The following is a 12,745-nucleotide window of genomic DNA, read 5'->3' as shown; positions in this document are numbered from 1 at the left end:
CGGCACACCGCTGTCGATTGTTCTAGTCGCCTACCGTTGGTACAATTTCCGTAGTTCAGACATCTCTCGCTTCGTTTGGGGCGGTGTCGTAAAAACCTTCCGTTGGCCGGTCCAAATGCATCCTTTGATTGAGTCTGTTCACGGTCATATTCGATCCCTCTCTTACAAATCGCCAACGCAACTCATGAACGATGTTGCCGTCGTCTTGTCCGATGTCCTCACGGAAGGCGACCGTCCTGACAACTCCGCATTTGAGAAACTACTCAAGTCGGTCACGTCTGTGCAGCTAAACGATGTCGCTGAAATCCCTGGTGTCTTGCGAACTTGGGACGCACTTACTGATGAAGACGAATTGCGGACTACACCAGATGACGATGACCGGTCACTCAGTTTTAAGGTCGGTGTCGTCTGGGTCGTCGGGCGCAGTCTAATGTTGTATTTCAATCCCAACGAAAAGTTGAATTCGTTCGAGGAATGGCAGGACTTTGCTTGCAGCAACATTGTCACGATGTGCGGCATATTCTTGCCTAAATAGGCCGGCCAACACGGTTTTTACGCTAGGCCTTCGGCACACCTTCCATGTTTGGCGACGCGGGCTGGCCTTGGTAAAATCTCTCGTAATTCAGACGTCGTTCGCTTCGTTTAGGGCGGTGTCGTAAAAGCCTTCCGTTGTGCGACCTAGTCTTTCGATGATCTACAGATGTCGCCGATGTGAACACGAAGAGGCTCGCGGTTGCTTGCCGACCGCGACTTGCGGGCTCTACATGATCTTCCTGATGGGCTGCACCGCTGGAATCATCTCTTTTGCGGCCCGGACGCTCCGAACACCGACAGCTGCAAATACAGCAACTGAAACTTCATTCAGTTTTGGCTGGTGGAACTTGCTGCTTGTTCCACTGTCGGTTGTCGCGGGCCTGATCGTCTTTTTCCTTTGTGCGTTGTTGCTCAACTACTTGCTTGAACTGATCGAGTACCTCATGTTCGTCGCACGAAAATGTCCGAAATGCGGTGCCCGTCGATGGTCGTGGGGATTTACGCGTGGCTTCGGTCTTTAACGCAGCGTCGCCGGTCGCACAACATGGGTTTTACGCGGAGGCCTTCGGCACACCGCTGTCGATTGTTCAAGCCTCCCACTGGTGTTAAAATCTTCCGTAGCTCAGACATCGCTCGCTTCGCTCAGGGCGGTGTCGTAAAAACCTTCCGTTGTCGGACAGAAACCAGTGGCTACCTACTACTTCTACGACATCTCCCCCGCCGATGACGCTGACTGCCTGTCGATCGATGACGTCGTGACTCGGGTCGCCGACACGTTTCCGCGACACGAGATCAGCGCTGAAGAGGCGCAGTCCGACGCAAAGAAACGGCTTGCAGCACTTGAAGGCTTGAACGCACCCGAAGAAATCTGCCGCATCTACCGCGAAGGCAAACCTGTTCGCTGCCGAATTGCTGAACCGGATGCCAAGGAATATCTCGAATTTGATGTCTGGGAGAATCAAGGCATACAGGTCTATCCTTACCCCAAGGATGTTGAGAATTGCTGCCTTCCGTTGGCGCACAAGCTCGCGGAATTGTTGGGCTATCGACTTGCTTGCGAGGAATACGATTAGGTAGCGTCTTGTCCGACAACATGGTTTTTACGCTAGGCCTTCGGCACATTGCTGTCGTTTGTTCAAGCCTCTATCTGGTGGTAGAATCTCCCGTAGTTCAGGCATCGCTCGCTTCGTGTAGGGCGGTGTCGTAAAAACCTTCCGTTGTGTGACGCAAATGGACGATCTCTCCAGCTTCGAGCGTTCTGTTTCCGCTGCGCTACTTCAAGCGGGTTGCGACACTTTCACCGCTTCCGACCTGCAACGGCACACTCGTGAGGTTCGCGACGACATCTACGCCGACGAACTTGCTCACGGCGGCGACATTGCCTCGCCCTTCGTCAACTTCATTATCACGCACGACGTGGCAATCTTCACGATCTTTGACGACCCATTCTTGGTCTACGTTGTTCCCTGCACAGAACGCGAAATGATCTCAGATACGGACGCATTCGCCATGTTCGAGGTTTCAGAGCACATTGAACTGCTGACCAACAAATACGGCAGATCCACTCCCGACGCGACGATTTCCCGGTCACTTGCCGAAACTTGGTTGGGCTGACCCGCGCGTAAGCGTCACACAACATGGTGTTTACGCTAGGCCTTCGGCACACCTTCTCACTTTGGCAACGCGGGCTGGCCTTGGTGCAATTTCTCGTAGTTCAGGCATCGCTCGCTTCGTTCAGGGCGGGTGTCGTGGAAACTCTCTTTTCGGCGACAATCTCTATTGTGGATCCATCGCAGTTTTCGCTCTCCGATCGCATCGCAATCGCCAATGCCAATTATGGACGCGATTTTGGATGGCACGTTTTATCTGGCCTTGGTGAACCGCTCGCTACGTTGACGGATCATCACGACGTGGACATGTTTTGGAGTTCGTACGTCGTTGCACCACTGGATGGCCATACCTCGACGCAAACTGAAGGCTTTTGGAATCACGACTGTCAACGTATTCGTAATATCAAGTATCCCAATTTTGTTGTCGAAACTTTTGGGCATTTTGATCCGCAAACGACTCGTGCGACGATACGCGCTGGCTACATCAATGTGAGTTTCACTTGGTTTGACCGGGTGCGTTCGCCCTGGTGGTTCTTTCGACGTTGGTTGAAATAGGTCGTGAGTCTCTAGTTTTCCGGCTGTGTATCATTGAATTGACGTGTGCCTCGCCCGGGGAGCTGTGTTGGTTCTCTCGGCCACGTTGGGGTGGTAGACTCGGCACCGGTCAATGCCATTCACCGATGTCGGTGACGGCGGTGTGGAATTGTTCCATCCATGAGTTGCTGGTTTGACTGGAACGAACAAGCGAATTGCATCCGGCATGTTGTCGCTCGTTTTGCTGTCGATGCTCGGTTGGTGCGTGGTTGCTCGAGTTGGCGATCTGCGTACTTGGGTCGCTCTCGGGCTTGGCGTGACGCTCGGTTTGCTTTACACGGCGTTTGGGCGTCTTCCTGGCTGGATCGTTGAGAACAGTGGCGGATCCATCTCCGATGACGACGATCCGTCCAACGTTTCCGCACGCGTCTATCTTCCGATCCTGCTGGGCGTGATCCTGATTGCATTCGCCGCGTTTGTCGGGGCCCTGTTGTTCATGTAGTTCGTGTTTGGCTCGGCCGCACCTTTTCTTCTACTCAATACTGAGCAGGTCGGCAGGAGTGTTTCGGCATTTGAATTGTGATGGCAAACGCTATTGTCCCCACGTGCAGCCGGAGCCAACGCCCGAACGGCTCACGTGGTTTTGCCAGATCATTCTTGCCGACGTGCTTATTTCAACTCGATGCGTTTCGGTTGGGCTGTTTCGGATTGCATGGTCCGTGGGAGTTGGAATACGTCGCCGGCGTCGTTGGAGAAATACAGGTGGGAGTGCGACGGCTTTCGTCCGTGCCCGTCGGCCCAGAAGGCAAAGAAGTCTGGGTGTGCGTGGAGGGCACGTCGGACGTAGGTGTGGTTCATCTCGCTGTTGTTGGTCATTTGCCGCAGCTTGGTCCAAGTCGCGCCTTGGTCAACGCTCTTCCACATCGCGACTTCGCCGCCCGGGTTGTAGGGCTGCGGTCCCTTTTCCGTTGGCCCGATGACTCGCCAGTCGTCTTCGGCCAGCAGCCATAGTTCTCCGGCGTCGTAGTTGTTGTCTGAAGTGGTGATGGGAGAGCGTTTCCATTCGCTACCCGTCCAACGTGCCAACATCCACGTGCGCGGATCGTTTTTGGGTCCAGACTCGTAGCCTTTGCTGGTGATGTACAGCAGCACTGGCCGGTCGTTGGTGTCATAGCGAAGGTCTTTGAGATACACATTCAGGCCTTCCGCTTCGTAGTTGTGGATCAAAGCCTTGTTGTGGATGTCTTTGAGCGGCAGCGTCAGCTCGTTGCCATCGACCGTTGTCCATGTGTCGCCGTTGTCGGCGGTCTCGATGTAGTACAGGTTGGTCCGCCAATTCAGGCCTTTGCTCTGAGGATGATAGTTGAACATCGATCCGGCTTTGGACTCGCCGATGCCGCTGACTTGGTAGTGACCTTGTCCGATCGCGGCCAATTTTTGCCACGCGCTCCACTCGCGACCGCCGACGCTGCTCATGAAGCAAATCGTGCGAGCGACAGGGTAGTTGTAGCGAGTGAAGAAGGCTTGGAAGCCGTTGCCCGAGTGCCACATTTGCATGTAGGAGAAATTGGTGATCGGCGTTCGGTCGTCTCCTTCGGTCCGGGCCGCTTCCACCAATTCAAATTCGTTGATGTCGTAGGGACTTTTACTACGGTGGATGTAGGAAGGTCGCGACAAACCGTGTGAGGTTGAGAAGATCCAAATGTGACCTTCGTCATCGATGGAAATCACTGGGTTGTCGTGAGCGTCGTCGGTTTGCTTGTCCAACAGGATGGTGGGACGCGGCACGGTGTTGGTTTCGTGGTCGAAGTACGAGACCATGTGAAGCAATTTACGATTGTCGTCGGCCGTCGCGCCGCCGAAGCAGAAGAACGTCTTGTTGACTTGCTCGCAGTAAATCGCGAATGGTTTGTGCTTGGAGCAGTAGGTTCCCAATCCACCGCTGTACTTGTAAACGTATTCGTCGCCCGATGGTTGGTTCATGTACCAAACGCCGCGATAGCCATCAGCCTTTTGATTCAACGTGACTGGTTCTTCGGCAACGGCAAAGTCGACGAAGTTTGTTAAAGCGGTGGCGAGCAACAAGATGGTTAGTCCGAGAAGTTTCTTCATGGTGCTTCGTGATGGGGAAAGGGGGGTGGGGATTGGATCGACGATTGGCTACTGACGTGCTGCGGCAGCCGCGGCGCGAATGAAATCTCCTCGCGTGGTGCTGCGGTTGGCCTTTGGAAGAACGTCGGGCGGAACACCGATCGAAGCGGCCAACGCACGCCAACGATGATCCAACTTTTCGTCGAGTGTTTTGTCCATTTCAACCGCGTGCCACGGTGCGGCTTCGGAGTACTGGCCGTGCAGCTTCTTGCCGCGAGGTTTTCGTGGCGTTCCTTCTGGATAAAGCTTCCGCAATCCTCCGGCGGCACCCCACCACTGCACGACGGCGAAGTCGGGTGAGTCAGGTAGCACATCGCTGACATAGATCGTGGCGGAACGATCGGCGTGCAGATTTCGTTGCAGATGCGAGACGTCGACTTGCTGGACGGGCTGGTTCTGCTGCACGGCGATCGAGGCGGCGTGCCCGGCGGCTTGTCCCAACGACATCCACACCGGTTCTAAACGCAACGCGCAGAAACCGACGTGTGATGACGAAACCGCGCACGACACCAGCAGATTGTTAACGTCTTTGGGAAGCAAGACTCCGTAGGGAATCTGATACGGCGGCACCGGATTGTAGAACTCACCTGAATGTTTGCCTCCGAAACGGGGACCTTCATGGTGGGTTCCGTGGCAATTGTTGCCGTAGTCCGCCATGGCGATTGAGTCTCGGTGGAACTTGGCTCGCGTGCCTTCCTTGGCGTATTCGCTGTCCGCTTGCGTGTAGACATGGACGCCCTGCATTCGGCGAGCTTCGCGTACATACAGTTGCGGTGGCAGGTGGTCGGTGTCCAAGAATTCGTCCCGGCACCATCCCCACTGCAACGCTTCCTGGCGAAACTTATCGGGAACCTTTGGATCATTCTGCAAGAAGTACAGCAGGCCGACTTGGTCTCTCAGGTGTTCGGCATAGATCGCTTGGCGTTCTTCTGGCGTGCCGTCCGGCCAACCGAGGTTTTTGCCTGGCAATGACAATCGTACCAAGCCTCGGGAAACATCGTTGATGTCGTACTTGCCGCCGGGCAACACCGGCAGGTGGGCTTTGAATATGCACTTGCTGGGATAGTCGAAGACACGTTGGATTTTGTCCGACGCGATCGCATCCAGCACGCCAACAAAATCTTCGCGTCGGTAACCAGGCGGAGCGACAGGCATCACCCGGTTTGCTTCATCTTGGGTCATGATGAAGCGGAAGTTGTAGGCTTGCAGTTGATCATCAGCGGTTTCCGGTGCCAGTGATTCGCCGTGTTCATCACGTCCTTCCCGACCGGCACGCCATTCGACTCCCGCCATCGCCATCAGGTCGCCTTCGTAAGTCCCATCCACAAAGACCTTGCCGCGAATAGTTCGCTTGTTGCCTTGTGGATCAACCAAGGTGACTGATTCGATGCGTTTCTGCGGTCGAGATTTGGTGAGCTTCAATGCCACGAGAAGATGTTGATGAACCAGTTTGACTTTGGGTTGCTTGTCCAGCAAAGCATGGAAGACGGCGAGGTTGACTTTGGGTTCGCCAAAGGTGCCATGGTACGAGGCCTTCACCTGCGGCGAGTCAGGGCCGTAGGTTTTGGCGTAGTGGGTTTCCACTCGATTCGCAAAGTCCAGGAACGCTCCGCTGAGGCTTTCGAGCGAATGGAAGTCGGTGTGAGACAAACCGCTGGTGACTAGGCCACCGATCCGGTTGGTCGGCTCGATTAAAAGAACCGATTGTCCTGATTTGCCAGCGGCCACCGCTGCGGCAATGCCCGAAGGTGTGGCTCCGTATACCACCACGTCAACGTTTGAATCAGCGTCCGCGTTCGGTGCCAACCCAAAGCTCGTGATCGATATCAGGATCACGACCAGCCACGTGCAACGACTCATGTTGGAAACTCCATCGGTGGAAACGCTATGAAGCCAAACATCATAACTTCTTCGGCCGACTAATTTGTGACCGTAGAACAGGTGTATCCGATGTTGGTGCGATCAACTGTTCAAAGCGAGGTTTCTTTAGGTACAACGCGATTTATCAAGAGATGATCCAACCGAGGAGCCCAGCAAAGAGTGTGTAGTAGAAAAACGCGGGAAGGGTACGACGAAGTACCAAGCCTTCTTGGCCAAGCAAGCCGACCACGGCGCAGGCGGCGACCACGTTGTGAACGCAGATCATGTTGCCCGCTGCACCTCCGACCGCTTGAAGTGCGACGCCCCATGTCGGATCAGTGCCGATGTGTTGTGCGACGGAAAATTGGAACTCAGAAAACATCATGTTGCTGAATGTGTTGGAACCAGCGATGAACGCACCCAACCCGCCGACCAACGGTGCAACCAGCGGCCATCCGTTGCCCATCCACTGTCCCGCTTGAGTCGCAAGCACGATCGGCATCTTGTCCAACGTTCCATCGCGACCGCCGTCGGAATGAATGAACACTTGAACCATCGGAACCGAAAACAGCAACGGAATTGAAGCCCGAGCGATCATGCGAAAGCTTCGACGCCATGCCAATTGCGTCGCCTCGATTGGTGTTCGGTGGAGGGCGATCGTCAGCAGCGAAACCACCACGAAGATCGATCCGGGTAGGTACAGCGGTTCGATCCGAACGCTGACCGATGAGACGCCAAAGATCGAATCGAAATTCCAAGCGACCGAACGGATCGCTTCCGTGACGGGGCCGACCAAACGCGTGATCAATAGCAGTACCGCGACCAACAAATATGGCGTCCAAGCCAACCAGGGTGGCAGGGCACGGGCTGGCGTTGAAGACGCGAGCGTGTCCTGCTGTTTCGTGTCCGATTCTCGTCCGGTCCATTCCCGCGGCCACGTCGATGAGTCCGCGAATGTCCACACGGTTGCGTCCTTGGGCATCATCCAACCGCGACGAGCCGCTGTGGTCACCAGTGTCAAACCAACCAACGCTCCAATCAGCGACGGAAATTCGGGCCCCAGGAAAACCGCGGTTAAAACGTACGGGACCGTCATAGAAAGCGAGGCGAACAGGGCGAATCGCCAGACGGCCAATCCTTCGGAGAATCGACGATTGGCACCGAACGTTTTCGTCAGCACACAAACCATGATCAACGGGATGAACAAGCCAACGGTCGCGTGCAGAACCGCGACTTTAATCGCGATCAGGTGCAAGAACTCTCCCCAAGGAACGAAGCCTTGTTCGACCGCCAATGATTGCGCGGCCGCTGATCCAGACAAGCCTTTGTCGACGCCGACCAAGATGGGAGTTCCGACCGCTCCAAACGAAACCGGTGTGCTTTGGATGATCATTCCACAGAAGACTGCCGCTAAGGCTGGGAATCCAAGTCCGACCAGCAACGGAACGCAGACAGCCGCCGGAGTGCCGAAACCGGCGGCTCCTTCGATGAACGATCCAAACAGCCAAGCGATGACGATGGCTTGAACCCGAGCGTCGGGCGACAGGTTGCTGAAGGACGACCGGATCGTTCTGATCGCGCCGCTGACTGTTAACGATTCCAATAACAGAATTGCGCCGAAAACGATGAACAGCAAGCTGATTGCAATGATCACGCCTTTGGTCGATGCCGCAGCGACTTGTAGGAACGGCACTTGCCAGACCAAAGCCGATAGGGCGGCGGTCAAGACAAATGCAACCGGCATCGCGCGAGCCGCCGGCCAACGTAGGCCAACCAGCAACACGCCAACAGTCAAAATAGGCACCAAAGCCACCAGTGCCAGCATCAGCGTTTCACCCGAATAGTTGATGGTGATTCAAAGTGGTTGTGATTCATGTTGCTTTTCGTTTGTGTGGCTAACGAATCGTGCGGATGTGTTTTCGACGCTAGCTTCGGATTGGTCTTTGTGCGAGCAATACTTCTTGGGCAGTGACAGAGAAACGAAGAACTTTTTGACAGGTCACCTCGCGTGTGGGTAGTCTTGGGTGCATCTAAGTTCTCTACCCTCCCAGGATCTTCTGACATGCTCTCTTTCGTTTTCTCTGCGCGTTCTTCTCAGGAGCTGAGTCTGGCTTCGCAGGGTTTGAGCCTGGGCGTGCGGAGGCGATTTTACCTGATCGACACTTTCGCATTTGTGTCGTTTACGGTGATTGCGACCTGCATTGCATTGACTCCTAGGGTATCGCTTGGGGATGACGCTGTGCCGTCGCGGGTGCAAGAAATGTGTGACTTTCTCGCTGAGCAACCATCCTTCGGCTGCGAGTACATTTCTGCGACGGAAATCAGTTCGGCCGCTATGAATCATCGGCAGGAAATGAAGTTCCAGTTCCGTTTGCAGCGACCGTCCAGGTTGGCCTTGGTCGGGGAAGAGGGGCCAATGGGCATGACGGTGGTTAGTGATGGCAAGCAGCTGACCCAATATATTCCGGCATTCGAACGATATGTCCAAGACGACGCTCCAGAGAACTTGGATGATCTATTCAATGGCGACGCGGTGATGGTTTTGATGATGCTTGGCCCGGCGGGCGGTTTCATTCCCACGGGTGGAGATGGTTATTGTGACCGGATGATGAGCGGTGTGACCGATGTCGATGAGGCGGGTGATGAGATGGTCGATTCGATCCCCTGTGAACGATTCGATTTCAAACAAGAAGCTTTTGATTGGAGTCTTTGGATTCGCAAAGGCGAGCAGCCGGTGCCCGTGAAAATGTCGGTGGACATATCGGAACAAGCGGCTGAGATGGGTGCCCTCCCTGAAGGTGCAACGCTTTTATCCACTGTGGAGATGAGAGACTGGAATTTGTCGCCGCAATGGACGGACGAGGACTTTCGGTTTGTTCCTCCGGCCGGAGCAAAGTTGGCGGAATCTTTGATGGAAGGGATAGGAGCAGGTGGGGCACAGGCAGTGCATCCGTTGATTGGCGAACCTGCACCGCTATTCGAGACAAGCGACCGGAACGAAAAAAAGGTCACATTGGAAGCTGTGATGAAGGACCAAGTCGTCGTGTTGGATTTTTGGGCGACCTGGTGCGGCCCGTGTGTCGATGCGTTGCCGAAGGTGGCAGCGGTGACAGAAGAGTATGAAGCCAAAGGCGTTCGGTTCTTTGCCGTTAACGTCGGTGAGGGACCTGAAAGTGTGAAGGCTTTTCTAAAAGAGCAATCGCTCGATATCCCAGTGCTGTTTGATGAAGATTCTGAGATCAGTGTGGCCTATTCAGCTTCGGCGATCCCGCAAACCGTAATCATTGGCAAGACCGGGATTGTTGAGGTGGTGCATGTCGGCAGCAGTCCTCAACTGGAAAAGAAACTCACGGAGGAGCTCGATCAGCTCTTGGAAGGAAAGTCACTCGCTCAAGAGACTTTGGCCAAAGCCGAAGAAGAAAAGCGTCAGCGTGAAGAGAACGTCAACGCATTTGGGACGGAAGAAGTTTGGCGAATGGAAGGACGGTTCAGTGGTGTTGCGGTGCATCAGTCGACTCAAACCATTTTCGCTGGTCAGCCTGGTGGAGGCGTCACGATCTTCGATGCTGATGGAAAAGAAGTGGGAGAATTCAACGGGCCACGCGCAACATCGATTCGCCTCGCCAACCTCATCGGCGATGAACAGCCTGAAGTTCTCTCGTTTCAGTCGTGGGGGCAATCTGTGATCGCACAAACGTCGACGGGTGAGACACTGTGGAAGTACGAACTTGGGGAAGGTGTCGATGATGTTTGGGCGTTTGATATCAACGCCGATGGGCACGACGAAGTGATCGTTGGCTACAACGGTTCGACTGGTTTGCACGTTTTGGACAATGCTGGCGAGCTGCTTTGGAAGAACACTCGTTTGGGCAATGTATGGCATGTGACAGCAGGCGATGTCGATCAAAACGGCGATGTGGAGGTGCTTACAACATCAGCTGAGGGCAAGGTCCACGTTTTCTCTGCCAGTGGAGAGGACATCGCCAAGCTCGATGTGGCTGTTTATGCGAGTATGGTTCGCACGTTGTTGCCCACCGATTCAAAACGGAAACCACAGATTCTTGTCTCCGGTAGTTCGAATCAACAATCGGAATTGATGCTGTCGGTCGATTTGCAGGGAAATGAGAATTTCTCTTTGGAGCTTCCAACCTTGGATGTGAATCACGTCGATGACATGGCGATTGCTCATGACGCGCGGTTGGCCGCCGTTGCCATGCGAGGCGGATTGATCCACGTGATTGAGTTGGATGAAGGCGAGTTGATCGCCACGATCGCTCCGCAGGGATCACGTTGTAGCGTCAGTTGGCTTCCTCGTGAAGGAAAGTTGCCTCATGTCGTTGTGACTTCAGAGACGGGGATGGTTGCGTTTGAACTCGAACGTTAGATCAGCGAATCGTCTTCCAAGGGAATCGCGATGCGTTGACCAACAGCGTGAGTAGAGGGACGCTCCGTTTCCCGGTCAGTGAATGTTCCGTTGTTTCATCCATCGTTGGAAAACCAAGCCGGCGATGATCAGTGCCACGCCGAAGATCCATATCTTCGGCTGTACCCAGAATGCTAGGCCGAGGCATGAGATTAAACCAAGCCATGGCACGATTGGTGAAAACAAGCGTTCTTCGGCGGTCAGGCGTGTTGCTGCGAGATTCGTGAGCGCGTAGTAGACCAACACGGTGAAGGCACTGAACGACCACGTCGTTTTGACGTCTCCGATGAGTGCGAGCGTTCCCACGCCGATACCAACTGCGATCACAGCAACGGACGGGGTCGCACTCTTGCTCGATACGGCGGCCAAACCGCGAGGCAAATCGCCGCGGCGACCCATGGCGAAGATAACTCTCGAGAGGCCAAGGATCAGGTTGAGGAGCACGCCCAGCATCGCGGTCACCGCACCGATGGCAACCAGTTTGGCCACCATGGGTGAATTCAAATGATTCGCAACAATTTGCAAGGGAGCGGTCTGTTGTGAAGTGGAACCCAAAACGCCCGTTCCCGCCGCCGCGACCGCGATGCCGCCAACGATCGCATACAGCAATGATGAGACCAGCAGTGTGACGATGATGGCTCGCGGAATCGTTCGGCGAGGGTTGTGGACTTCTTCGCCGAGCGTCGCGATTCGGCCGTAGCCGGTGTAGGCGACGAACATCAACGCGCAAGCCTCCAAGAATTGCCGCGTCGCGGTCGCAGGGACATCCGAAGCAAACAAGGGGGTCATGTTGGCGGAACCTTCTCGCCAGGCAATCGGCAAACCGGCGACCACGAAGCTGGCCAGCGCGATCAGCGTCGTGCTGACGATCGCAATATTCGTCCAGTTGGATCGCCGGATCCCCCCGAGCAACAGCAGCGTTGTCGCGACCACCGCACAAACGGCAAGCGGCACGATCCAGTCTCCACGATCGACTTGGAATAGTTGCAATGCGTACCCGGCAAAACCCAAGGCGGCGGTGGCAGCGGAAGCGGACTTGGCACACAGGAACATCCAACCCGCCGTGAATCCCATCGAAGGCGTCAGCCAGCGGTAGCCGTACTCGTAGGTGCCGCCGCTGACTGGATGCGCAGCCGCCAATTGAGCGCTGCTCAGTCCATTGAATGTGGCGACCAACCCAGCAACGAGAATCGCAAACACGACCGATGGCCCGGTGATTCCGGCCGCGATCCCGATGCTGACAAAGACGCCCGTGCCAACGATGGATCCGAGCCCCATCATCATGGCGCCGAACAGGCCCACGTCACGGCGAAGTGCGGCTGGCTCTGGAGGGCGGCTCGGTTGCGAATCAATGGTCATGGGGACGAACGGAAGAATCGAAGAAGGACGGTGCGAGCAGCAGTGTATCGAGCGGAACGCAAGCCGAGAACGCGTTGACGGTTTTTGCTTGCGGCATGTGGATTGAGTTCGCAAAGTCGCCTGGATGATATTTCGAAGTGGCGAACGGTTTGGTTGGTTGCCGTTCGACCTCCCCTCGCTTCGCTCGACCCTCCTGCCAGGAGGGTGAAGTTGTGATTGGTGCCGCTTTTCGGCAGATCTACACACGGCGTAACCTCTCCCGAAACGAAGTTTG

At 55.2% G+C, this 12,745-nt stretch carries 11 protein-coding genes; 7 read left to right on the top strand and 4 right to left on the bottom strand.

Annotated features, from left to right (window positions below):
* From B2R17_RS10845 to B2R17_RS10820, 6 genes are all read left to right on the top strand, one after another.
* On the top strand, positions 1 to 535 hold a 535-nt coding region (locus tag B2R17_RS10845; protein WP_286763991.1), incomplete at its 5' end, for a hypothetical protein.
* A gap of 229 nt (positions 536 to 764) precedes the next feature.
* Positions 765 to 1,055 (top strand): hypothetical protein, encoded by a 291-nt coding sequence (locus B2R17_RS10840; protein ID WP_081610882.1) that lies wholly within the window; start codon positions 765 to 767, stop codon positions 1,053 to 1,055.
* A 165-nt stretch (positions 1,056 to 1,220) separates the two neighbouring features.
* Positions 1,221 to 1,607: a hypothetical protein gene (locus B2R17_RS10835; protein ID WP_008663848.1), complete on the top strand. Its 387-nt coding sequence runs from the start codon at positions 1,221 to 1,223 to the stop codon at positions 1,605 to 1,607.
* 157 nt (positions 1,608 to 1,764) lie between these two features.
* Positions 1,765 to 2,148 carry a hypothetical protein gene (locus B2R17_RS10830; protein WP_286763990.1) on the top strand — a complete coding sequence of 128 codons (384 nt, stop codon included), beginning with the start codon at positions 1,765 to 1,767 and terminating at the stop codon, positions 2,146 to 2,148.
* Between the two features lie 83 nt (positions 2,149 to 2,231).
* Positions 2,232 to 2,699, top strand: a complete 468-nt coding sequence (locus B2R17_RS10825) for a hypothetical protein (RefSeq protein WP_286763993.1) — start codon at positions 2,232 to 2,234, stop codon at positions 2,697 to 2,699.
* A 172-nt stretch (positions 2,700 to 2,871) separates the two neighbouring features.
* Positions 2,872 to 3,180, top strand: coding sequence for a hypothetical protein (locus B2R17_RS10820; protein ID WP_286763989.1), 309 nt, complete (start codon positions 2,872 to 2,874; stop codon positions 3,178 to 3,180).
* A 167-nt stretch (positions 3,181 to 3,347) separates the two neighbouring features.
* On the opposite strand, the gene B2R17_RS10815 is transcribed toward B2R17_RS10820, so the two are convergent.
* From B2R17_RS10815 to B2R17_RS10805, 3 genes are all read right to left on the bottom strand, one after another.
* Complete coding sequence (locus B2R17_RS10815) at positions 3,348 to 4,790, bottom strand: BNR-4 repeat-containing protein (protein WP_286763988.1); 1,443 nt, start codon at positions 4,788 to 4,790, stop codon at positions 3,348 to 3,350.
* A gap of 48 nt (positions 4,791 to 4,838) precedes the next feature.
* Positions 4,839 to 6,557, bottom strand: a complete 1,719-nt coding sequence (locus tag B2R17_RS10810; RefSeq protein ID WP_339889061.1) for an FAD-dependent oxidoreductase — start codon at positions 6,555 to 6,557, stop codon at positions 4,839 to 4,841.
* A 277-nt stretch (positions 6,558 to 6,834) separates the two neighbouring features.
* The gene (locus B2R17_RS10805) at positions 6,835 to 8,514 is read right to left on the bottom strand and encodes an L-lactate permease (protein WP_286763986.1); all 1,680 of its coding nucleotides are present in this window, start codon (positions 8,512 to 8,514) and stop codon (positions 6,835 to 6,837) included.
* 237 nt (positions 8,515 to 8,751) lie between these two features.
* Between B2R17_RS10805 and B2R17_RS10800 the strand changes: the two genes are divergently transcribed.
* Entirely contained in the window at positions 8,752 to 11,073 is a 2,322-nt protein-coding gene (locus tag B2R17_RS10800) for a DUF2092 domain-containing protein (RefSeq protein WP_339889057.1), read from the top strand.
* 75 nt (positions 11,074 to 11,148) lie between these two features.
* Here B2R17_RS10800 and B2R17_RS10795 read toward each other — a convergent pair whose 3' ends face one another.
* Positions 11,149 to 12,471 carry an APC family permease gene (locus B2R17_RS10795; protein ID WP_286763985.1) on the bottom strand — a complete coding sequence of 441 codons (1,323 nt, stop codon included), beginning with the start codon at positions 12,469 to 12,471 and terminating at the stop codon, positions 11,149 to 11,151.
* Between the last annotated feature and the right edge of the window lie 274 nt (positions 12,472 to 12,745).

Source organism: Rhodopirellula sp. UBA1907 (assembly GCF_002337565.1).
GTDB classification, from domain to species: Bacteria; Planctomycetota; Planctomycetia; order Pirellulales; family Pirellulaceae; genus Rhodopirellula; species Rhodopirellula europaea.
The sequence above is the reverse complement of the archived record's forward strand: the minus strand, read 5'-3'. Positions and strand labels throughout refer to the sequence as shown.